Origin of the sequence: Alteromonas lipotrueae (assembly GCF_019249215.1) — a bacterium.
GTDB lineage: Bacteria > Pseudomonadota > Gammaproteobacteria > Enterobacterales > Alteromonadaceae > Alteromonas > Alteromonas lipotrueae.
The window spans coordinates 25,142-48,299 of record NZ_JAESDI010000005.1 but is presented as its reverse complement, the minus strand read 5'-3'; the positions used below and the strand labels follow the sequence as shown (position 1 = coordinate 48,299).

Sequence of the window (23,158 nt, the reverse complement as noted above, 5' to 3'; positions counted from 1 at the left end):
GAATAATTCTTGAATAGTCACTGTCATATTGTTAGAAAATAAAAGAATTTTATGGATTTTCCGAATATTGACGACTTTTACCAACTGATCAACCAGAAGCTAGAGGGTTGGATCGAGAGCGGAATTAAGCACCTACCCAACTTTGTAGTCGCTATATTAATCGCTATTGTTTTCGGAATACTGGCAAAAGTGGTAGGGAATATTGTTGGAAAGGTAATGCGCAGAGCATTCGAATCTCGTCAAATCGCTAAATTACTTACCTCTATCATCAAGTCACTCATTATTGTTTTCGGTATTTTCATTGCGCTGGATTTTGTTGGCCTCAAGGGCACGGTCACATCACTGCTTGCTGGTGCGGGTATTGTAGGTTTAGCCATTGGTTTTGCATTTCAAGATATGACAGAAAACCTCATTGCAGGGATTGCGATGGGTATACGTAAACCCTTCGAAATTGGTGATGTGGTTGAAGCTGAAGGCGTTTTCGGAACGGTAGAGGAAATTAACCTGCGAAACACCTTAGTCGCTACTTTTTACGGGCAACGTGAAATCATTCCCAATAAAATTCTATTTAGAAATATTTTAACTAACTATTCAGTTGAAGGTATTAGGCGTATTGAGGTTCCCGTGGGCATTTCCTACGCCGATGACATTGAAAAAGCCGCCGAAGTCATTACCGACGCAATGAATGAAAAAGACTACGTAATAAAGAAAGACGAAACTGCGGTTTACGCTGCGTCATTCGGTGATTCAAGTATCAATCTATTGCTATGGTTTTGGATACGTTACCCAGGCGACCCTGGCTTTATGGTGGTGCGCCACGAAGCTATATGTACTGTTAAACGTGTATTAGAAGAAAACGACATCTTAATTCCCTTCCCTATTCGTACGTTGGATTTTAATTCCAAGGGAAGCGATAAGCTTAACAGTATGCTTGAAAAGAAAGAGACCACTTCAGGCACCGAATCATCCCCAACGCGCAATTCTGGCGATCAAGTAAATGGGGATAGCGAAGCGAGTGATGAGTAAAGAAACTAAATAACGTTAATTATTAATATCAGGAGACATGTCATGAAAAGGTCAGTTTTGTCGTCATTTTTAAAGTCGAAATTACTTAGAGGTAGTTTCACCGCGCTATTGTTTTCATCTGCTGTGGTAGGTGTAAATGGATGCGCTACTGTAGAAGGCGCAGGGGAAGATATACAAAGCGCTGGCGAAGCCATTGAAGAAGGTGCTGAAGACGCATCTAATTAATTTATCACTTTGTTGTTCTGGTTAAGCCACGCTGTAGACTTCTATAGTCGTGGCTTACAACAGTGGCCTTAAATATATTTGCTTAACACCAGTTAACGTCTTTCTATCGCGGGAATTTCAATATAGGCATCTGGATCAGATTCCTTTAATGCTTCCAGTTTATTCTTTCTTCTCGCTCTCTCGTCAATGGTTTCACCAAAAACCTGAAAGTGTAAGTCAGCGATAAGCGCCTGCCCTTGCTTTTTACTTATTACGCCAAGTAGTTCGCCTGCGTGCATAAACCCTTGCACTCGGTATTTATCGGCATCTACGTTTTTTCCCTCTTTACTTGCCGTGTATAAATTTACGAGCTGAGTAGTGCATGCCTCTATAAACTTGGTTACTTCTCTTTCGTTATACATCGCAGTGCTCCTTTTAATTAACTAACAATGGCCTCTACAGTAGCTTTCAATTACTTTAAGCCGATATCCCTGCATAAGAGTTTACCTATTTAAGTGAACAAAGTGGAATGTCTTATTTAGCCGTCGCTTGCGCACTTCAACTAAAGTTCATTGGTGAGGTGTGAATATCGTGCCTACGCTGTAGAGAGTGCTAGAAGAGGTCTTTCTAGGTATTCACTATAAAAGTAAGTGAGCACATCATGCGAGCACAAATAGCGATAGGATTGATTACAACCTTGGCGTTTGCCCCCTCCGTTGCTGCAAAAGGAAAGGCTCATCATTGGCAAACGTCCCCTCATCATTTTTCCGCTCTAGTAGGCACAACATATACAAAAGAATGTGGAAACGCGTTCACCGTAGGTATTGATTACGAATATCGTGTTACCGACTTTTTAGGGCTTGGCTTTGTGGCCGAATACGCATTCGAAGATTTAGACGCCTACACATATTTGCTGGTTGCGGATCTACACATTACTACCAATTTTATCGCACAGATTGGTCCTGGGGTAGAGTTCCACGGTAGCCATAAAATGGAAGTTGTCCGATTGGGCTTTTTATATGAGTTTGAGGTATCTGGTGTTAGTGTTTCGCCCCAACTGCACTATGACTATCATCGAAATCACAAAAGCGCTGTTGTTGCCGGTATCGCTATTGGTATGTCTTTTTAAACAACCTTTAGAACATGCGTATAAAAATAGGCAATTCTGATTACCGGTTACGTTAGTTTTTTATAAGTTTGGTACCTGACAAGTATTTAACTCGCTTGATTAAATAGTAAATCCTTATTGCTTTGCACAAATTTAATGCACTCGTTTAGCATTGAAGCAAGCGACTTCCCTTTTCATGCATCTTCTGCTTCCGTCCGCCACCTACTGCTATCGCCCGTGTTGAAACGCTCCAGGGGAAAATGACTCCCCCTTTTTAGCGTTAATGCCCTCTAGATTCTTTTGTGTGAATTTGGCTGGAACGTTAATTGCTGCACATAGTAGTGTTTGTATTCACACTGAGGTTCTAAAACACCCTTAGTATGAATGGCTTAATTGTGTATCCATATGTTATTGGTCAAGGGAAAGCCATGCCAGAAGTTAACTTCGCAGGTTTAATGTTAGTGCCTGAATTAGTTATCACCGTTACTGTGATACTTGCTAACCTATTCATGTTCTTACTTAAGCGCATCTTTTTGCGCAAGTTTTTGCTGCTTACCGACCGTACTTCACATTTCTATGACTCTTTGCTAGCCCACTCGTTAAACCTGCCGCTCACTATCCTTATTTTTGTTATCGATATTTGGATTTTAAATTGGCTGTTCGACAAGTACGATATTGTGAATGCGTCCTATGCCAGCTCAATATCGCTTGCCTCTAAATTATTGCTGATCATTGCCGCTATTCTTTTCTTAAATCGTTTTGCCGTGGGGTTACTTGCCAACCAAACACAGCGCTCAGATTCTCTTCGAAGTAGCACGGGCATAATTAAAGGCATTGTGAAAGGTCTTATCGTGGGTATTGGCCTATTGATTATGTTGGGTACATTAGGGATTTCAATTACGCCCATTGTTGCGTCGTTAGGTATTACGTCACTGGCTGTTGCCCTTGCCCTTCAACCCACCTTGGAAAACTTCTTTTCAGGGGTTCAACTGGTCATGGACAAGCCTATTAGAGTTGGCGACTTCATCGAATTAGAGAGTAAAGAACAAGGTTTTGTAGAACGTATTGGTTGGCGCTCAACGTGGATAAAGATGCTACCCAATAACACCATTATTGTGCCAAATAGTGTATTAGCTGAATCAAAAATAATTAACTATTTCTACCCGAGTAAAGAGTTATCAGTACCGGTTGATGTAGGTGTGCATTATAACTCTGACCTTGAGCACGTAGAGAGGGTTACCCTTGAGGTCGCCAAAGAAATATTGGTTTCTCACGAATGGGGAGTAGGCGATTACGATACCTTTGTGGTGTACCACACCTTTGATAATTCCAGCATCAATTTCACAGTGATGTTAAGAGCAAAAGAGTACTTCCATCGGTTCTTTATTAAATCGGCATTTATCAAGGCATTACATAAGCGTTATGCCGCAGAAGGTATTATTATTCCCTACCCAATACGGGCCATTAATACCGACCAAGAGAGCCCGCGTATTGATGTTCAAACTACCAACATCCCCAACAACGCAAACGAGCCTCCTAGCCGGTAGAATGCAGAGTACAACATATAGAATACTCAGCGCTAATTGCTCACTAGCTAGGTTGCATTACTGCCAGCATCAGAAACGTTCCTACCAGTGCAGGTTTGCCTGACGAGGCTAGCACGCAGCTTGATTCCATTTTAAATAGTTTCCCCGCAGGCTTATTAACGACTTCTACCAACTTGAAGTGATATTTTATCGCATCGCCTGATTTTACAGGCTCTAAAAAACGTAATGAGTCAATACCATAGTTAATGGTTGATGCAATTTTGTCTGATGGTGCGAGTACACCTTCAAACGCTTTGGGCATAACTGACGCAGTTAAAAAACCATGTGCAATAGTGGTTTTAAACGGGCTCTCCTTTTTACACCGTTCAGTATCAAGGTGTATCCATTGATAATCCCCTGTAGCTTCAGCAAATTGATTAATCATGTCTTGTGAAATGGTAAGCCATTCAGCTTGTTCAAGGGTTTCTCCAACTGCTAAGTCGATGAGTGTTTTCATAATTTTTGACCAATGGTAGTTAATTTAAGACGAACAGTACTATTGATGTATTGAATATTTCAATTAACTTTTAATAATAGGTATTTATAAATAACCTTGTTACAATGAGGTAAAAATAATATTAACCAAAGAATTCGCCGGTTACCTTTTAGGTATTTTCATACTGGCACTCGCCAGACAAGGATTGCGCAATGAATCTAAATAGAATTGATTTAAACCTTTTCGCCGTATTCGACGCCATATATACAGCGGGAAGCCTAACTAAAGCAGCGGATGTGCTATGTATTACCCAACCTGCGGTGAGTAATTCACTGGCTCGTTTACGGGAAATGTTGAACGACCCTTTGTTCGTCAGAACCGGGCATAGTATGACACCCACCCCGGTTGCTCAGAACATTATTGTACCTGCGAGACAAGCCTTAGCATTGCTAAGAAAGAGCGTGCAAGAGAGTCATACGTTCGATCCTTTAACAGCAGAAAAGGCATTTAACTTTGCCAGCAGAGATTTGCTAGAAGTTAGTATTATGCCAAGGTTGGTTTCGCGGTTACAAAACTTAGCGCCCAATATTAGCCTTACCAATTATGAAATTCCTCGTAGCCAGATAGTATCTGCGATGGCCAGTGGCACCTTAGATTTCTTTGCCGATGCATCTACATTTAGTGACCCGCATTTGTGCAAAGAGAAGATAGCGCAAGACAGGTTTGTGGTATTAGCACGAAAGAATCACCCTGCTTTAAAGAACGGGTTAGATTTGGACACCTTTCTACGCCTCGGTCACATTAATGTGTCGCAACGAAAATCAGGTGCAGGTCCTATAGATGTCGCCCTGGATAGAATGGGTAAACGCCGTAAAGAAGTCATGAGAAGCCAACACTTCTTAACCGTGCCCAGCACAATCGTGAAAACCGACCTTATTGCTTGCTTGCCATTTCATTTAGCTAAGCACTACGATTTAGCCATTTATGAATTACCCTTCGACTTACCTACCGTTGAATACTTCTTATACTGGCACGTGAGTGCAGATCATGATTACGCTCATATGTGGATGCGTGAACAGATAATGGAAGTATCAAGCCACTTTAAAAGCCACTAACTTTTACTACTTGTTTTTGAAGGCACACCTCTTTAAGTGGTGTGCCTTTTTTATTTGCATCTTCCCTTTCTATTCCGCTTAGATATTAAACTCTATACCTTAGTATTAGACCCACTCTTTCTAATCTTAATAGTTTTGCGTTTAATAGAACCCAACGAACGAACATACTTTTAAATTAAACCGAGGAATTGACCATGTTGAAAATCGTTAAAACTTCGCTAGTTATCGCAGCAACTTTGGGTGTATCTGGCATGGCGCAAGCCAACGTAAACGAAGCATTAGCAAACATTTGTACTATTGTACAAGCAGATGATAAAGGTGAGCTACGCAAAAAAATGCGTTCTGTAGAATCAGATTACCGCCTTAAATTAAAAGATTATTATTCAGGTGTTAGCTGTAACGGTAACAGCCTGATACGCACAGCAATGCTGAGCAACGCTGTAGAAGCAGGTTCGCTTCTTGTTAAGAAAATGCCAAAGAGTGATTTATCAGCACCAGAAACTGACGGTAAAACGTTGCAAGCATGGGTTTCTGAGAATGGCTTGGAAGGTAACGAAATTGCCACAGTCTTGAGCGGTCGTTTGTAAACAGCCTTGAGCGAATAAACAGCCCTGAGCGGAAGATTGTAAGACTGACTAAAAAATTCACATACCATGTGAAAAGATTCAACATGGTTGCAGAGTAATCTGCACTTAAAGAGGCGACCATAAGGTCGCCTCTTTTCTTTGTGCCTGTTACACGAGCGCCGGCTCGCTTGGCGCACTCGTTAACGATTTGGCTATGTCTAGAATAGACTCACCGCTATAAATACGGCTCAAGTAATCTTTAAACAAAGGCGTAAAGCCTGACTCATCACTTAAATCACCGAAAACACTGGTCACTTTCAAGAAAGACAAAGGATCATCTTGGTAACGTGAAGCAGCCTGGTGCAATTCATCTGCAAGTTGATCTTGAATAACTAGGGGCGTACCTTTTTGCGAAGTACGCTTGTCTGAATAGAAACTCCACGCTGCAAGTATTAAGGCGCTAATATCAACTTTTCCACCATTTGCTAAATTCTCACGAATGGTAGGTAGTAAAAATACAGGAATTTTTGCTGAGCTTTCTAAACAAATTCTGGAAAGCGAATCTTTAATATACGGATTTGCAAATCGTGCTAACAAAATATTTTTGTAATCGTGAACATCAATACCTGCAACCGGGTCTAGTGTTGGCATGACTTCATCTACCATGAAGGTGGCAAGAAGAGAACGAAGTTCCGTTTGCGCTACGCTTTCATGAATTGTATCAAGATCGGCAAGTGAACCCGTTAACCCCAATACAGAATGACCCGCGTTCAGCATTCTCAGCTTCAACTTTTCGTAAGGGGCCACATTATCGACGAACTGTGCGCCAACATCTTCAAACGCGGGGCGTTCATTACAAAACTTATCAGCAATAATCCATTGATCGAAGGGTTCGCATACCACAGGCCAGCTGTCTTCAATGCCTGAATCAACTAATGCCGCTTTGTCTTCATCTGTTGTTGCTGGGGTAATACGATCGACCATTGAATTAGGAAAGCTTACGTTTTCCTCAACCCACTGTGCGAAATCGGTATCCGCAAGACGAATATAAGACAGCAACATGGCTTTAAGTACATCACCATTATGTTGAATGTTATCGCACGACATGACAGTAAAAGGTGCAATACCCATTTCTTTACGCTTTTTAAGTGCAGCGGTTACATAACCAAAAACTAATTTCGGCGATTCAGGATTCGCTAAGTCATGCTGTACATCGGGGTTTTGTGCAATAAATTCCCCGGTAGTTGGGTCGAAGTTATACCCACCTTCCGTGATAGTCAGCGAAACAATTTTAATTGCCTCCGACGCCATTTTATCAATGATGGCCACGGGGCTATCGCCCGCAATTAAAAAGTCAGTAAGTGCACCAATAACACGCGCTTTGCGGTCGCCATTGGCGTGCTTCTCTACCAACGTATAAAGGTAGTCTTGCTCTTTTAATCGTGATTGCATATGGCGGTCGGCTTCACGCAGCCCTACCCCACAAATACCCCACGAGGTGTCACCTGTTACGTTCATATACGCATCTACGTACATGGCTTCATGGGCGCGATGAAAACCGCCCACACCAACATGAACAATACCGGCTTCTACACGAGATACATCGTACTGAGGTACAGCGATGCTCTCATCAAGAGAAGGTAACGCAGTACGGTTCAAACGCATATTAGTTGCTGGTTGCATAAAAAACCTCTATTTCGCAAGTGCTTTGTGGCGACGCATTGACCAGTAAGCAGTAGTAAAGTAAATAATTGTGCATATGAAAGCCAAGTTAAAGAACAGCTCTCTGTTGCCTTCGTAATTCGCTATATCTGGGCTTAGCGAAAACGTATTAATGGCTAATAACGTCGTCACTAATAGGCTACCCCAAGACACAACTTGTAGTAATTTCGATAACAATGATGTGTCAATTGCAGGTGCTGGAATCTCAGCGGCTTGGCGTTCCTGTTGCACTTCAACTTCTGTATAAAAAGCATCCATTTCTGCTTTTTCTTCAACGTATTGACGCTTTGCACCATACTTTGCTGCCAACAAGGTGTAGACAATAATGGTAAATATCCACGTTGGAATAAATAGGTAGTAGAATGAAATAATATCTAGTGCGTTTAGACCAAAACCAAATACAAGCCCTAATCCCCAGGTCGCCACCGCAGGTGTACTATGCGTTAAGTTTTGGAAATGTGCCCAGTAACGTGTGTAACCAATACGTGGGAATATTACGTGTTCAGCGAATACAATCCCGCCTACAGGCACAACGAGTAATCCAGCATACGTGAGTAACGGAAGTAGCTTAGTAAATACGAAAGGGAAACACGCGATAACAACGGTAACCATACCTACTGTGGCGGTGGTTTTAATCCGAGATTTATCTTTAAAAATAGCCTGTGCAGCCAAACCTGCACGGTACAAGTTAGCATTCGCTGTTGTCCAACCAGCAACAATAACGATGACCAAGCCAGATAAACCCAATGCGTGGAAGGCTACATCGCCTGGGTCTAATTCAGTAATAGATTTTTGGACGATAATGGCAGTTCCTGCCCCCATAATACCGGCAGAAATCCATGCCACATAGTGACCGAAAAGCATACCCGCAGAAGTAGTAAGACCGTAGACTTTACGCTTTGCAAAACGAAGCATAGCCATATCAATCAATCCGAAATGGGTGATTGTATTTGCAGCCCAAGAGAAACCAATAACTTCAAGCAAGCCAATGCCCTGCTCACCAGAGGGGGTTAAACCAGTCCATACCGACACAGACCCTATGTGCATGAAGTCAGCCCAACTTGTTAGGAAGGTTTGACCAATTACTGCATCAGCCAAAGCTGGCATTAGCACTAATGGACCACACACAAACATAGTGAATAGCCAAGGTGCACAAATACGAGAAAAATCAGACACCGCGTTAAAGCCGTACATGGCAACAAACACCACAATAACGCCAACCGCTGCAACAACACCGACAAACGCAAGGTTCGTTGGATACCAATCTAGTTGCGCAGGAATATTCAATGCGAATCGAACCGCGGTAGCTGATACCGTGATCATGGCGGCAGATATAACTGTAAATATGATGACATTAGCCCAGTTATAGAGCTTGGTCATCGAATCACCGGCAATTTTGTGCAAGTAAGTATATAAACTTAGGCGTGTATCTACGGCAATGGGCGTAGTGATCAGCGTCCAACTAAGCACAGCCAATATGTTACCGATGAGTAAACCAAACAGAATGTCGGTCATGGTTGCGCCTAGGGCAACAAACGTAGCACCAAAGACAAACTCGGTGGCTGCAACATGCTCACCAGCATAAAGTCCCATGAAGTGCTTCCAGCCCTTCAACTGGTGTTTAGCAACAGGGAGTTGCTCGTCACCTATCTGTGCAATATCGACATTGCTTGAATTCGTTTTCATTTTTTATCTCGCTACTTGATTCATCACTTTGGGACAACTCGCCGAGCATTTTACTGCCATGTACCAAAACTAAACTTGTAATGAGCGCTATTATTTTCACGTTAACACTCATAAAAACGATACCAAGACCTAAACTACCACTGAAGATTAACAGGCTTGGCTTAGTAACTTCTGCCCACTTGAGCATTTGCCATTGAACTGGGTTATTTCTCAATTGGCAATACTTACATATCGATGTTTAAATGTAAACGGAATTAACAAGCCTAACGTTATAATTCGGTTAACAAGTTAATTTGTATCCAATAAATGTTATTACTAATAGGTTCGTATTGGGGTGAATCTAACTGCTATTGCTATGTTTATGGGCCGTTTGTTGACTTAAAAACGCCGTAAGGGCACGATATGTTATGCGTAAGTAAATTAAATATATTGAAGTCATAAGCCTGACCGCCTGATTAATACACCGCCCGCATTTACTTTTTAGAACTTATTCTATCGATTGGAATAGTGAAAAATGGCGAAGCTAGCGTTGTTTTGTCTCAGTTGTTGCACATTACTCAAAAAGACGTTTGCCCCTACGTTTACTCATGGAGCTAAATAGCTAAATTAAGTAAAATTGAAGTGGTTTCTGGCTGGGCTTGTACGTAAAATTCCCTCCTTGTGAAGTACTAAGCCTCTCTGGAAATCGCTATGGGAAACACTACGCAGATCATACGCTGCGACACATTCATTCGGGCTATATGCCGTTTTAGCAATATATAAGTGGGCATAAGGAATAACATGACAATAGAAAGCAGCCTTGTCATTTTCGACTGTGACGGTGTGTTAATTGATAGTGAAGTGTTATCGATGAAAAGCTGGCAGCAGTTACTTGAAAACTATAAAGTGTCTATTAGCGCGGACTATTTTATCAGCAACTTTCTTGGCAAAAGTATGCAACATGTTGAACAGCAGATTCAGCATGATTTTGGCCTGACTGTTACCACTCAAATTAAAGATGAATTTCATGTTTTGCTGAATAAAAGCTTTGCTGAAAACTTAATGCCGACACCGGGCATTATAAGTCTGCTGACAAGGCTCAATGTTCCCTATTGCCTTGCAACTAGCAGTTCAGCCGAGCGCACAGAGTACGCCTTATCTTGTACTGGCTTAAGCCAGTATTTCACTGGCAATATATTTACACGTTCTCTTGTGAAACATGGGAAGCCAGCCCCCGATCTCTTTTTATATGCGGCTGAAAAAATGGGGGTTACGCCTAAACAATGTATTGTCATTGAAGACTCCCCTGCGGGTATTGAAGCTGGGATTGCCGCAAACATGCAGGTTATTCATTACACAGGGGGGAGTCATTTAAAGGATATGCCAACAAACCACACGACAACCTTCTCACATTGGGATAACTTTATACAAGCCTACCCTATGTTGGTATCTGATTGATGGAACAAGAATAAATGAGTAAAAAACAACACCTAGAAAATCAACGTCTCGATGAAGCCGCGCGTGCTGGGTGGCTTTATTATGTAGGCGGTAAAACACAAGACGAAATTGCCAAACGCTTAAATACCTCTCGACAAAGTGCCCAGCGCTTAGTGGCGTTGGCCATGTCTGAAGGGCTAGTGAAGGTGCGACTCGAGCACCCTATTGCCCGCTGTATGGAGTTAGCTGAAACCATTCAACAGCGTTTTGGGTTGCAGTTTTGTGAGGTAGTCCCCTCTGTGGTTGGCGACGAAAATTCTACCTTGGGGTTGGGACAAGCCGGTGCCAGTGCTATAGAGCGCTCACTTAAGTCTGACTCACCGCAAACTATTGCGTTTGGTACTGGTCGCGTATTGCGTGCTTGTGCTGACGAACTGGCGTTGATGAACTGCCCCCAGCATAAAATTGTGTCTTTAGTAGGGAATATTGCTAACAACGGTGAAGCCACTCGCTATGATGTAGCAGTGCACATTGCCGATAGAGTGAGAGCTCAACACTATCCAATGCCATTACCTGTTATTGCTGGCTCTGAAACCGAGCGCGAACAATTGCATCAACAAGCTCATATTGCGCGTATTCACGAACTGGCTCGGCAAGCCGATATTACTTTTGTAGGCATCGGTAATTTAGGGAACACATCGCCCCTGCATGTAGATGGCTTCATTAGTGATAACGAAACGCAAAGCTTGTCGTCATTGGGTGCCGCAGGTGAAATCATTGGGTGGGTGTACAATCGTGAAGGCGCTATTGTTGATTGTGAAGTGAATCGAAGGGTAACCAGTAGCAAACTCACTCTAGCTTCCGAGAAGCCAGTTGTGGGTATCGCAGCAGGTATGAATAAGAAAGACGCCATACTCGGTGCCTTGCGATCCAAGCTTATCAATTCACTCATTACCAATGAAACTACTGCTCAAGCCTTACTTAATAGCTAACGAGCTTTTTCATAGCGCGTAGATAGGTAACCTTGTTGGTTATTTATCTACGCCTATTTATACTGCAATTCAATAACGCCACCATTACGGCCATTCTTCTTGTGAACAAAAAGCGGATTCACCTATAACGCTGCTTGTCATCCAACGAAATTCAAATAAAGTGAAAAAATTAGCGATTTTGAGCAAGCTGGGCGGTGAAAATACTCCTTAAACTAACCTTTCTAGCTTATTTTTGCGCATTTTTACTGATTAATTGCAGTAGAACGCCCAATTTCAACTTTTCTTATACTTTAGGTTGGCACCTTACAAATAAAGGCCTAGAACCCGACACCCGCCCTACAACTTTGGTATAAGGTATACTTTGGGATACCTTGTTATTCCCTTGCATGTTTTCTGACCTGCCCATTTGGTTTTTAATTACTCCCGAACCGAACAGACAAACTTTAAATTAAACATTAAATACGAAAGGAAATTAACCATGTTGAAAATTGTTAAAACTTCTTTAGTTATCGCAGCATCTACTCTAGCTTTCTCTAACGCAGCACAAGCCGATGTAAACGAAGCGCTAGCGAACATTTGCACTATCGTTCAAGCAGACGATAAAGGCGAGCTACGTAAAAAGATGCGTCGTGTACAATCAGATTTCAAATTAAAATTGCATGATTACTACTCAGGTATTTCGTGTAACGGCAACAGCCTAATCCGTACTGCTATCGTAAACAACGCGGTAGATGTAGGTACACTTTTGGTTAAGAAAATGCCAAGTCGTGAACTACAAAACCCAGAAGCAGACGGTAAAACACTTCAAGCGTGGATTGCTGAGCAAGGTCTACAATCAAGCCCTATCTCTAGCGAACTTAACGAACGTATCTAGTTTTTAAGATACTTCGCACCATGTAAAGATACAGCAGTTCAACATGGTAACGGCAGGATGCCGTGCTTGTGGCCCCGAAAGGGGCCACGCCCCTTTCCCATATTGCTTTTCAAAAAATGCTTACGTTATAAAATCCGTTATTTCTCTTGCCGCCCAGCTCGCTTGCTCTCTATGTACCCAATGTGTCGCCGTATCGTGATACACAATTCGTAGGTCGGGAACGTAAGTTGCTAAACCATTCAAAATGCCTTCATCAAACGCATCATCTAAACGCCCCCATAATACCAATGTAGGTAAACTGACGCGTAGAAGCGGCACATGTATACGTGACAATTCAGCGTCAGGTGCATGCTCATCCGGTGCCATTTGTGGCATTTCTCGGTAATAGTTCAGCATGGCTGTTAATGTTTGGTTATTGCGCCAACTACGAAGCAACCTTGCCCCATAGCTTTTTTCGTTAGCCTTGTGACCTGAACTTTCAAACATGGCAGTACCCAGCATATCCTTAAGCATGGCAAAATCGGTCTGCTGTAAAACTATCTCTGCATCTTCTGCCGCTAATGCTTTTATGTATTCACTTTTCTTACGCTGTGCACTACTTGCTTTAAGCGCTTGAGTGAAAGTGCTGGGGTGCGCTGCATTTATAATAACCAGCTTAAGAAACAAATCAGGTTGAAAAGCCGCTAGCGGCCAGGCTATCGCCCCACCCCAATCATGACCCACCAATATCGCTTTTCGGCCTTGGCTTACCGTACGAACGAATTCACCCATACGAGTAACCAGCGAAGGAACTTGGTAATCGCTGCTATCTGGTAATGATTCTGATTGATGGTATCCCGGTAAATCTGGCGCAATAATATGATAATTACTTGGTAATACATTGATGAGCGCTTCCCATGCATGGGCATTTTCAGGGAATCCATGAAATAAAATCAATAACGGGCTATCTGAGGTTCGCCCTTTTCGTTCTAGATAATGAATAGAATGGTGTTGGATGGAAACGGCGTGAGATGTTACTGCGTTTAGTGGCATACCTAGCCTTTCGCAAAACAGTAAAAAAGAAAAATGCCGAGCAGGTGCTCGGCATTTCATTACATATCGTATTTACTCGATAGCAAACATGCTTTCTGGCATAGACATAAGGTTGTCTGAGCCTGAGTGCATGGCTGATACAAGTGAACGGGTACGCGTTAGTAAGCGATCAAAATAGAAACCAGTGGTTAATATTTTGCTCTTATAGAACTCGGTCTCAGTACTACCTGCATCAAGTTGCTCTTGTGCTTTAACGGCCATTTTCAGCCAGAAATAAGCAACTGTCACATAGCCTGAGTACATAAGGTAATCGACCGACGCGGCACCAATCTCATCAGGATTGGAGGCTGCTGCTTTACCAATATCCATGGTAAGTTGCTGCCACTCATCTAAATGAGACGTTAATGCATTTGTCCATGCACTGAACTGGGCTTTACCGCGAAGCGATTCGCAATATTCACGTACTTCTTGTACAAATACATTGAGCAATTCACCATTAGAGCCCATCACTTTACGGCCTAATAAATCGATAGCCTGGATACCCGTAGTTCCTTCGTACATAGTACAAATACGCGTATCACGCGCTAACTGCTCCATGCCCCACTCTTTGATGAACCCATGGCCACCGTAAACTTGCATACCGTAGCTGGTGCTTTCTTGCGCTGTTTCTGTCAAGAAGGCTTTAACAATAGGTGTTAATAAAGCAAGCTTAGTATCAGCTAGCTTCTTCTCTTGTGCATCATCACCGTAAAGGGTCACATCAACCAACTGCATGCAGTAAGCTGCTAATGCACGGTTACCTTCTGCAAACGCTTTTTGCGTAAGTAGCATACGGCGTACATCGGGGTGCACAATAATTGGATCTGCAGGACCATCTTGGTTCTTACGACCAGTTAATGAACGAAATTGAATACGATCTTTAGCGTAACGCAATGCACCTTGGAAAGACGCTTCAGAAGCAGCTAAGCCTTCAAGGCCAGTACCGATTCGGGCAGTGTTCATAAAGGTGAACATGCAGTTAAGGCCGCGATTAGGTTGGCCAATCAAGAAGCCCTTCGCACCGTCGAAGTTAATCACACAGGTTGCACTGGCCTTAATACCCATTTTGTGTTCAATACTGCCGCACGCAACGGCGTTGCGATCTAGCTTTTCGCCGTCATCAGACACGTTGAACTTAGGTACTACAAATAACGAAATACCTTTAGTGCCTTCTGGCGCACCAGGCAAACGCGCGAGTACAATGTGAACGATATTTTCAGACATATCGTGCTCACCGGCTGAGATAAAAATTTTCGTCCCCGTTAAGCTGTAGCTACCATCGTCTTGTGGTTCTGCACGGCATTTAAGCATGCCCAAATCAGAGCCACAATGGGCCTCTGTTAAGCACATGGTACCTGTCCATTCACCGCTAATAAGCTTTGGTAAATATTGATTTTGTAGTGTTTCAGTACCGTGGGCTTTAATGGTTTCCATACACCCTTGGCTTAAGCCAGGGTACATAGCCCATGAGTGATTTGCACCCGAGAACCATTCAGCAATAATAGATGATAATGAGTACGGCAGTGCTTGACCGCCAAACTCTTCAGGATGAGACATACTTGGCCAGCCTCCTTCAACGTATTGTTGATAAGCTTCTTTAAAGCCAGCAGGGGTAGTGACTTCACCGTCTACCCACTTACACCCTTCTTCGTCACCCGACATGTTGATGGGTGCTAGGCTATTTTCAGAAAACTTAGCCGCTTCAGAGAAGATAGCAGACACTAAATCTTCTGATGCTTCATCAAAGCCAAGCTTTTGATAATGTTCTTGATAGTTTAATAGCTCATGTGTAACAAACATGGCGTCGCGTTGTGGAGCTTTATAACCTTCCATACCAAATACCTATATAACTTCAAATAAACCAGCAGCACCCATACCGCCGCCAATACACATAGTACAAACAACGTATTTCGCACCACGTCGTTTGCCCTCGATTAATGCATGACCCACCATACGTGCGCCACTCATTCCGTAAGGGTGGCCAATTGAAATAGCACCACCGTTTACGTTTAATAATTCATCAGGAATACCCAGCTTATCGCGGCAATAAAGCACTTGCACTGCAAAGGCTTCGTTAAGTTCCCACAAACCAATATCGTCCATGGTTAAGCCGTGTTGCTTTAACAGCTTAGGAATGGCAAACACTGGGCCGATACCCATTTCATCTGGCTCACAACCTGCTACCGCAATACCACGGTAAATACCTAATGGTTGCGCTTGGCCCTTAGCAGCAGAATGCTCATCCATAATGACCGTGGCACTCGCACCATCAGAAAGTTGACTGGCATTACCCGCGGTAATACACCCGCCTTCAATCACAGGGTTCAGTGAACGCAAACCATCAAGTTGGGTTTCAGGACGGTTACCTTCGTCTTTCGATAACGTCACTTCCTGCTCGCTGGTCTCGCCCGTATCTTTATTGAAAATGGCTTTAGTGGCCGTAATTGGCACAATTTCGTCGTCAAACTTACCCGCTTCTTGACCAGCCGCTGTACGCATTTGGCTTTGGTAAGCGTATTCGTCTTGCACTTCACGGCTAATACCGTAACGCTTGGCCACAACTTCAGCAGTTTGCAGCATAGGCATGTAAATATTCTTATGCTTTGCCACTAATTGTGGGTCTACCGCGCGAGACATGTTCATGGCTTTGGTTTGAACCAAAGAAATAGAATCTAATCCACCAGCTACCATAATATTGGTGTCGCCAGTGCGAATACTGTTTGCGGCATTAGCAATGGCATACATGCCAGAGCTACATTGTCTGTCTAACGTCATACCTGCAACGGTAACCGGCAAATCGCCGGCTAATGCTGCTAAGCGGCCAATGTTCATGCCGCCACTGCCTTGCGTTAGGGCGGCGCCCATAATCACATCGTCGATACTGGCAGGATCGACACCGGCACGTTGTACGGCGTTACGAATAGCATGACCACCTAATGTAGGGGCAGGTAAATTGTTAAGTGCACCTTTATAGGCACGGCCAATAGGCGTTCTTGCGGTACTTACTATTACTGCATCGCGCATAGCGTACTCCTTAGTTTTTAAATTTTGCAAAGCTACTGCGCTCTTGCGCTAGCTTGATTAATAGGTCGCTTGGTTGTAACCACATTTTTCCGTAGTCACCCAGTTTCTCAGCGTAGGTAGATAGCTTATCGACGATTTCACCCAGTCCAACTTCGTCTGCATACTGCATAGGGCCGCCACGATAAACTGGGAAGCCATAGCCATAAACATAGATAACATCGATATCGCTAGACTTAGCCGCTATGCCTTCTTCAAGAATACATGCGCCTTCATTAATTAGGGTGTATAGACAACGCACCAGAATTTCTTCATCGCTTATGTCATCGCGCTGCGTAACCCCTAGGCGAGCAGCTTCTTGTTTAGCAATTTCTAGTACTTCAGGGTCTGGAATGGGAACACGGCTGCCAGCTTCATAAAGATAAGCGCCACGGCCCGTTTTAAGACCGTTACGATCTTTCTCTACCAATCGGTCTGCCACTGCACCGTATGAAGGATCGTGTGAAATAAAGGCTTGGCGAGACTGACGTACGTAGTACCCAATGTCTAAGCCTGCCATGTCACCCATGGTGAATGGCCCCATAGGCATACCAAACTGTGTGAGCACGCGGTCTACTTGCTCAGGGCTTGCACCTTCTAGCAATAAACGGTTAGCTTCACGGCCGTAAGGTTCAATCATGCGGTTGCCAACAAAACCGAAACATACGCCAACCAATACCGCTACCTTCTTAATGCGCTTGGCTAATTTCATACAGGTTTTGATAACGTCAGCCGACGTATCTTCAGCTTTAACCACTTCAAGCAACTTCATAACGTTAGCTGGCGAGAAGAAGTGAAGACCGATAACATCTTGTGGACGTGAGGTACACGCGGCAATTTCATTCACATCAAGGGTAGACGTGTTAGACGCTAAAATAGCCCCTGGCTTACAGACTTTATCTAAGGTAGTGAAAACGGTTTTCTTCACTTCCATTTTTTCAAATACAGCTTCAATAACAAGATCTACATCGGCTAAGTCGTCATACGTTGTAGTGCCGCTTAACAGCGCCATACGTGTTTCCACTTGCTCTTGGGTTAACTTGCCTTTTTTGGCTGAGTTTTCGTAGTTTTTACGAATAAGGGCCAAGCCTTTATCTAGCGCTTCTTGCTTAAGCTCTAGCATAGTGACAGGAATACCCGCGTTCGCAAAGTTCATGGCGATACCGCCCCCCATGGTGCCAGCACCAATAACCGCAACTTTCTCAATACTTCGCTCTGGTGTGCTTTTATCAAAGTCACTCACGTGACCCGCTGCTCGCTCGGCAAAGAAGAAATGTTGCTGTGCACGGGCTTGAGGGGTGTTCATGCATTCCATGAACAATTTGCCTTCGTGCTTAAGTCCATCGGTAAAAGCTAATGTGTATGCGCCTTTTACCGCTTCAATACATTTTAAGGGCGCAAAAAAGCCCCGTGCTGCTTTTTTCGTTTGTGCGGTAACGGCGTCAAATACGCCCTGCACTTCTTCAGACATTGTCAGCGTAATATCACAGGTGCGTTTAATACCACTCTCAGCATTCAATGAACCAAGGTACTGCTTGGTGTCTTCAAGCAAATGCTCAGGCTTGTCTGAAATTTTGTCGAATACACCTGGAAGCTTCACTACCGAAGTAGGCTTACCTGTAACAATCATAGTTAGCGCGGTAGCAGGATCGGCTAAACGCGGTAAACGCTGCGTTCCACCCGCGCCTGGCAATATACCTAAGTTGACTTCTGGAAGGCCCACTTGGTTTCCAGCAAAGGTAATTCTGTGATGACACGCTAACGCGACTTCTAATCCGCCCCCAAACGCAGGCCCTGGCAATACTGCCACCACGGGCTTGGTAGCATTTTCAATTTTATCGAGGACTTCAGGAAGATTTGGCGATAAATCGCCACCGGAGAATTCACTAATATCAGCGCCACCTGAAAATAAGGCGAGAGAAGAAGTGATTACAATAGCACTAACACTGTCGTCGCTTAATGCGCTTTCGATGCCATCTATTAGCCCAACTCGTACTGCGCGAGAAAGTGCGTTTACTGGCGCGCTTTGCATAGTAATAGTTGCTATGCCCTGTTGGACTTTGTAGTCCACTGCCTTGTTTTCCATCTCTGTCATAACGGTATCCTGTTATTCACGTTAACCGGATGTTATTGCAGTGTTGTCAATCATCCAAGTTTATTGGTGTTATAGACATTCATCACAATATTTAATATGGACAGCAACCCCTTTATTTGTGCCCAACTGCCCTTAAGCGCATATTCGATGGGGTATAAGGAAGAATTGACAGATTACCTCGCTAGTGTTTTTGTTAATAAACACACTAATTAGTTACATCTGATTCACATTTGAGGTGGGCAAGTATGCAAGTTTTAAAAACCCCTGAAAGTGCATTCTCTTCTATTACCGACTTTCCTTATGAGCCGAGGTACGTACACGTTACCGATACCGTAAGCGGCGAAATAGTCATGGCCTACTATCAGTGCGGACCCAAAGATGGCCACACTATTCTTCTTCTGCACGGCGAGCCTTCTTGGGCTTACCTGTATCGCACCATGATTCCGATACTAGCCGATGCAGGCTTTAATGTGCTAGTACCTGATCTCATCGGCTTTGGCCGTTCAGATAAACCCACTAGGCGAGAAGATTACACCTATGCCCGCCACCTTATTTGGCTTAAAGACTGGTTTAATCAAACCGTTGAAGGAAAAGTAACCCTCTTCTGCCAAGACTGGGGCGGATTGCTAGGCTTAAGACTGGTAGCCGACATGCCCGACCGCTTTGCTGGCGTCATGGCATCTAATACGTTTTTACCTACCGGTGAGCACAAGCCCCCCGAGGCATTTTTGAACTGGCGTCGCTTCTCGCAAGATGTTCCTGTATTTCCCGTATCAGGTGTGGTTAAGGGGGGAACTGTATCTATGCTTTCTCAAGAAACTTTGGATGCTTACGACGCCCCTTTTCCTTCTGAAGAATATAAAGAAGGGGCCAGACAATTTCCGTTATTAGTGCCCGCCACACCCGACGATCCACAAACTCAAGCAAACCGTGAAGCATGGGTAAGGTTAAAACAATTTAATACACCATTTATGACCGCATTCAGTGACAGCGACCCAGTTACCGCTGGCGGTGACAAGCTAATGCAGTCATTCATACCTGGCTGTCGCGGCGTGCCGCACACCACAGTAGTGAAAGGCGGACACTTCGTGCAAGAAGATAAAGGCCCGGAATTGGCCGATCTTCTTATCACTTTTATTAATTCAACTGGACAAGCTTAAGGAAACCACTATGGATTCATTATTAGATTTTAGCGATAAAGTGATATTGATCACTGGCGCGGGCAGCGGTTTCGGCCGCCTATTAGCAGAAGGCCTAGGTAGCCGAGGTGCCAAACTGGTGTTATCGGATATTAATGAAGAAAACTTGGCGTCATGTCGCGCTGACGTGGCGAGCTATACTGATGTGGTAACGAAAGCAGGCGATATTGCCAGTGAAGAATTAAACAAAGCCTTGGTGGCGTTGGCAAAAGAGAAGTTTGGTCGCCTAGATATCGCCATCAACAATGCGGGTATCGCTCATGTACCTGCCCCCATGCATGAAATGACCGAAGAGATAATAGACCTTCAGTTTGCTGTAAACGTAAAAGGCGTGATGTTTGGCATGAAGTACCAACTTCCACAAATGTTATCGCAGAAGCAAGGACATATATTAAACGTTAGTTCCCTAGCCGGCTTGGGTGGCGCCCCAAAAGGTGGCGCGTATGCCGCCGCTAAACATGCAGTTGCCGGCGTGACCCGAACTGCCGCTGTTGAATACGGTCGCAAGAATGTACGCGTAAATGCGGTGTGCCCTTTTTACAGCCCTACCAATATATTAAACGTGGATGGTTACAACACTAAAGAGGCACAAACTCAGCTTGGCATGGGAAGCCCAATGAAACGCTTGGGCGAGCCTCAAGAAATTGTGAATGCCATGATCCTCATGTTATCACCCGGTAACAGCTACATGAATGGACAAACTGTCGCGGTAGATGGAGGCGTAACTGCTTGGTAGAACCTTGGTTGATGCCTGTTGATGGTTTGGACGGGCATCCAAAAGCATTAGATTTCATACCTTAGTATAAATGGTGATGTTTTGTTTTAGTGCGACTTTAGTTGTAATGAAGGGGAACAAACAAAACCTTCGGACGAAGCGACTTGTTAGTCGCTTCTGACTTTTTACCTAACCGCACTATACGCTGGGAGTACTTATGAAAATGACATTAAGACACTTCATTACTATGAGTAGCATTGTTGTTGGTTTAGGCCTATCTTCGAACAGTTTAGCTAACGAACTATCAACGCAATTCGCAACGTCTTCTTCAGTTCAAACATCTGATTTTCAGCATGTAAACCCTACGCAGAATTCGCCAGTGACGGTTAAAAAAGTACGAAGCCAGTCTTCTTCTTTTGTGCTTAAACGTTTGATTTCTGTTTCAACACAAAAGCCTTCTGCTTCTAACGCTACGCGCCTGCTACATACTGCGTTACCACAGGGTATTGTTGTAGCCGAGTAATTGCCGTAAACGTTAGCATGCCCTGTTTCTAGCCCAACTTACCTTTTTTTCCCCCTGCTTATTCAAGCCTATTGGCATGTACAGTTTGTGAACAACCGCAAAATGCGTTATCGATAAATCGCCGAATATTTTTTTATACTGCGACTTTCTACTATCGATGCCATCAGTATGCCACAATAACTTGAATAGTCATTTAGCCATTGGTTGGAGAAGCGCATGGACGTTGACCACATTAAAGTGTTCATTCCCAGTAAAGATTATGTTGTATCGAAAAGGTTTTATACCCAAATTGGCTTTAAAGGTGAATTTGTTTCCGATGCGTTAACCTTATTTGAAAATGGTGACTGCCAATTCTTTTTACAGAATTTCTATCAGGAGGATTTGGCTAACAACTTCATGCTGCAGATATGTGTACTGGATATTGAAGCGGCACATTCATTATGTAAAAAAGCCACCGACAAACTTAAGATATCAGACGTTTCAATAGAAGCCTGGGGGAAGGTATTTTATTTGTGGGGGCCAAGCGGTGAGCTATTACATATCACTGAGCTTCGCAAATTCTAGGCAATAAAAAAGGCATGGTACGTAATGGACTGCTTACCCAATCGTTGACCATACCTTATCGTTTTAGCTACTAGTGCCTTTTAAGCTGCTCTCTTAAGTGACTCATTCAAGTGTCTCTTTTTACAAGCTCATTTTTAAACGCTATGGCGTGATAACCATTTTACCTTTCACTTCTCGGTTCATCACTTTAGCCATGGCTTCGGTGGCACGCTCCATGGGTAAGGCTTCATCTACCACCACTTTCACTTTGCCTTGCACATACCAGGTTAAAAGCTCTTTCATGTTGGCGGCAAAACCCTTTGGATCGTGCTGGGTAAACGACCCCCAGAATACACCTACTACCGAGTAGCCTTTCACTAACGATAGATTCACAGGGAATTGAGGAATTTCACCACCCGCAAAGCCCACCACAAGCAAACGTCCTTCCCACGCCATGCTGCGGCTACAGGCGTGAAATGTATCGCCGCCAACACATTCGTAAACCACATCGGCGCCTTTGCCATTGGTGGCTTCTTTAATGGCATCTTTTAAGTTCTTTTCTTTGTAATTAATAAGTATATCCGCGCCATGCTCTTTGGCTAACGCAAGCTTTTCTTCGGTAGAACAAACGGCAATGACGATTGCCCCCATTTCTTTACCAATTTGCACTGCGGCTAAGCCCGTACCACCGGCTGCGCCCGTTACCACAAGCGTTTCTCCCGGTTGAATTTTTGCACGCTGTTTTAGTGCATGATGGGCAGTAGCATGTGCGGTAACTAAAGCAGCCCCCTCTTTTACATCGATAGGATCCGGTAGTGGCATAACATGCGTGGCAGGCACCAGTACTTTCTCAGCAAAACCACCTAGATTAGATAACGCAATGACGCGCTGGCCAGCAGTTATATGCTTTACACCTTCGCCCACTTCGGCTACCACACCAGCTACTTCATTACCTGGCACAAATGGGCATGGCGGTTTCATTTGATATAAACCTTGTACAAGTAGCCCATCAGGAAAGTTAACACCGGCCGCTTCTACGTTAACGACTACGTGACCTGGCTTAATTACTGGGTCATCAATTTCCTTGCATTTTAAATCGTCTATCGGTCCAAATGCTTCACATACAATCGCTTTCATAGCCACTCCTAATAATTCGTTTCTTTGCTTACCGCTCGCTTATTAATAGGCGCTCGGTGGTCCATAAGTGCACCTCAATGTCAT

Annotated in this window: 22 protein-coding genes; 13 read left to right on the top strand and 9 right to left on the bottom strand. The window is 43.8% G+C overall.

The features are described 5' to 3' along the window. The first annotated feature begins 51 nt into the window (after positions 1 to 51). Together JKP82_RS06665 and JKP82_RS06660 are read left to right on the top strand one after the other, a co-directional pair. The gene (locus tag JKP82_RS06665; RefSeq protein ID WP_159529863.1) at positions 52 to 1,026 is read left to right on the top strand and encodes a mechanosensitive ion channel family protein; all 975 of its coding nucleotides are present in this window, start codon (positions 52 to 54) and stop codon (positions 1,024 to 1,026) included. Between the two features lie 42 nt (positions 1,027 to 1,068). Continuing rightward, positions 1,069 to 1,251: an entericidin A/B family lipoprotein gene (locus tag JKP82_RS06660; RefSeq protein WP_201299243.1), complete on the top strand. Its 183-nt coding sequence runs from the start codon at positions 1,069 to 1,071 to the stop codon at positions 1,249 to 1,251. 92 nt (positions 1,252 to 1,343) lie between these two features. On the opposite strand, the gene JKP82_RS06655 is transcribed toward JKP82_RS06660, so the two are convergent. Continuing rightward, positions 1,344 to 1,652, bottom strand: coding sequence for a hypothetical protein (locus JKP82_RS06655; protein ID WP_159529861.1), 309 nt, complete (start codon positions 1,650 to 1,652; stop codon positions 1,344 to 1,346). A gap of 239 nt (positions 1,653 to 1,891) precedes the next feature. Here JKP82_RS06655 and JKP82_RS06650 point away from each other — a divergent pair, with 239 nt between their 5' ends. Both JKP82_RS06650 and JKP82_RS06645 read left to right on the top strand, forming a co-directional pair. Further along, positions 1,892 to 2,359, top strand: a complete 468-nt coding sequence (locus JKP82_RS06650; protein WP_159529859.1) for a hypothetical protein — start codon at positions 1,892 to 1,894, stop codon at positions 2,357 to 2,359. Positions 2,360 to 2,766: 407 nt separating this feature from the next. Then, positions 2,767 to 3,885 (top strand): mechanosensitive ion channel family protein, encoded by a 1,119-nt coding sequence (locus tag JKP82_RS06645; RefSeq protein WP_201299242.1) that lies wholly within the window; start codon positions 2,767 to 2,769, stop codon positions 3,883 to 3,885. A gap of 43 nt (positions 3,886 to 3,928) precedes the next feature. Here the strand turns inward: JKP82_RS06645 and JKP82_RS06640 are convergent, their stop codons facing one another. Further along, positions 3,929 to 4,381, bottom strand: a complete 453-nt coding sequence (locus tag JKP82_RS06640) for a MaoC family dehydratase (protein ID WP_159529857.1) — start codon at positions 4,379 to 4,381, stop codon at positions 3,929 to 3,931. 191 nt (positions 4,382 to 4,572) lie between these two features. Between JKP82_RS06640 and JKP82_RS06635 the strand changes: the two genes are divergently transcribed. Further along, positions 4,573 to 5,475 carry a LysR family transcriptional regulator gene (locus JKP82_RS06635; RefSeq protein ID WP_013783800.1) on the top strand — a complete coding sequence of 301 codons (903 nt, stop codon included), beginning with the start codon at positions 4,573 to 4,575 and terminating at the stop codon, positions 5,473 to 5,475. 194 nt (positions 5,476 to 5,669) lie between these two features. Continuing rightward, complete coding sequence (locus tag JKP82_RS06630) at positions 5,670 to 6,062, top strand: DUF3718 domain-containing protein (protein WP_159529855.1); 393 nt, start codon at positions 5,670 to 5,672, stop codon at positions 6,060 to 6,062. A 147-nt stretch (positions 6,063 to 6,209) separates the two neighbouring features. Here JKP82_RS06630 and JKP82_RS06625 read toward each other — a convergent pair whose 3' ends face one another. Together JKP82_RS06625 and JKP82_RS06620 are read right to left on the bottom strand one after the other, a co-directional pair. Next, on the bottom strand, positions 6,210 to 7,724 hold the full coding sequence (locus JKP82_RS06625) for a mannitol dehydrogenase family protein (RefSeq protein WP_218396330.1): 1,515 nt from the start codon (positions 7,722 to 7,724) through the stop codon (positions 6,210 to 6,212). A gap of 9 nt (positions 7,725 to 7,733) precedes the next feature. Then, a complete protein-coding gene (locus JKP82_RS06620) occupies positions 7,734 to 9,449 on the bottom strand; it encodes a purine-cytosine permease family protein (protein ID WP_218396329.1) in 1,716 nt (571 codons plus the stop codon). A gap of 780 nt (positions 9,450 to 10,229) precedes the next feature. Between JKP82_RS06620 and JKP82_RS06615 the strand changes: the two genes are divergently transcribed. From JKP82_RS06615 to JKP82_RS06605, 3 genes are all read left to right on the top strand, one after another. Further along, complete coding sequence (locus JKP82_RS06615; protein ID WP_159529849.1) at positions 10,230 to 10,886, top strand: HAD family hydrolase; 657 nt, start codon at positions 10,230 to 10,232, stop codon at positions 10,884 to 10,886. A gap of 14 nt (positions 10,887 to 10,900) precedes the next feature. After that, entirely contained in the window at positions 10,901 to 11,857 is a 957-nt protein-coding gene (locus tag JKP82_RS06610; protein WP_159529847.1) for a sugar-binding transcriptional regulator, read from the top strand. Positions 11,858 to 12,335: 478 nt separating this feature from the next. Continuing rightward, entirely contained in the window at positions 12,336 to 12,731 is a 396-nt protein-coding gene (locus JKP82_RS06605; RefSeq protein WP_013783794.1) for a DUF3718 domain-containing protein, read from the top strand. Between the two features lie 120 nt (positions 12,732 to 12,851). On the opposite strand, the gene JKP82_RS06600 is transcribed toward JKP82_RS06605, so the two are convergent. The 4 genes from JKP82_RS06600 to JKP82_RS06585 form a co-directional block, all read right to left on the bottom strand. Continuing rightward, the gene (locus JKP82_RS06600; protein WP_159529845.1) at positions 12,852 to 13,763 is read right to left on the bottom strand and encodes an alpha/beta fold hydrolase; all 912 of its coding nucleotides are present in this window, start codon (positions 13,761 to 13,763) and stop codon (positions 12,852 to 12,854) included. A gap of 72 nt (positions 13,764 to 13,835) precedes the next feature. Next, on the bottom strand, positions 13,836 to 15,635 hold the full coding sequence (locus tag JKP82_RS06595; RefSeq protein WP_159529843.1) for an acyl-CoA dehydrogenase C-terminal domain-containing protein: 1,800 nt from the start codon (positions 15,633 to 15,635) through the stop codon (positions 13,836 to 13,838). 9 nt (positions 15,636 to 15,644) lie between these two features. Next, complete coding sequence (locus tag JKP82_RS06590; protein ID WP_218396327.1) at positions 15,645 to 16,826, bottom strand: acetyl-CoA C-acyltransferase; 1,182 nt, start codon at positions 16,824 to 16,826, stop codon at positions 15,645 to 15,647. A gap of 10 nt (positions 16,827 to 16,836) precedes the next feature. After that, positions 16,837 to 18,957 carry a 3-hydroxyacyl-CoA dehydrogenase NAD-binding domain-containing protein gene (locus JKP82_RS06585; RefSeq protein ID WP_218396325.1) on the bottom strand — a complete coding sequence of 707 codons (2,121 nt, stop codon included), beginning with the start codon at positions 18,955 to 18,957 and terminating at the stop codon, positions 16,837 to 16,839. Positions 18,958 to 19,202: 245 nt separating this feature from the next. Here JKP82_RS06585 and JKP82_RS06580 point away from each other — a divergent pair, with 245 nt between their 5' ends. From JKP82_RS06580 to JKP82_RS06565, 4 genes are all read left to right on the top strand, one after another. Continuing rightward, positions 19,203 to 20,117: a haloalkane dehalogenase gene (locus tag JKP82_RS06580; RefSeq protein ID WP_159529837.1), complete on the top strand. Its 915-nt coding sequence runs from the start codon at positions 19,203 to 19,205 to the stop codon at positions 20,115 to 20,117. Positions 20,118 to 20,127: 10 nt separating this feature from the next. Further along, entirely contained in the window at positions 20,128 to 20,892 is a 765-nt protein-coding gene (locus JKP82_RS06575; protein ID WP_159529835.1) for an SDR family NAD(P)-dependent oxidoreductase, read from the top strand. Between the two features lie 196 nt (positions 20,893 to 21,088). Then, positions 21,089 to 21,394: a hypothetical protein gene (locus JKP82_RS06570; protein ID WP_218396324.1), complete on the top strand. Its 306-nt coding sequence runs from the start codon at positions 21,089 to 21,091 to the stop codon at positions 21,392 to 21,394. A 216-nt stretch (positions 21,395 to 21,610) separates the two neighbouring features. Next, positions 21,611 to 21,958 carry a VOC family protein gene (locus JKP82_RS06565; RefSeq protein ID WP_218396323.1) on the top strand — a complete coding sequence of 116 codons (348 nt, stop codon included), beginning with the start codon at positions 21,611 to 21,613 and terminating at the stop codon, positions 21,956 to 21,958. Positions 21,959 to 22,099: 141 nt separating this feature from the next. Here JKP82_RS06565 and JKP82_RS06560 read toward each other — a convergent pair whose 3' ends face one another. Further along, complete coding sequence (locus JKP82_RS06560) at positions 22,100 to 23,074, bottom strand: NADPH:quinone oxidoreductase family protein (RefSeq protein ID WP_218396321.1); 975 nt, start codon at positions 23,072 to 23,074, stop codon at positions 22,100 to 22,102. Positions 23,075 to 23,158 lie beyond the last annotated feature (84 nt).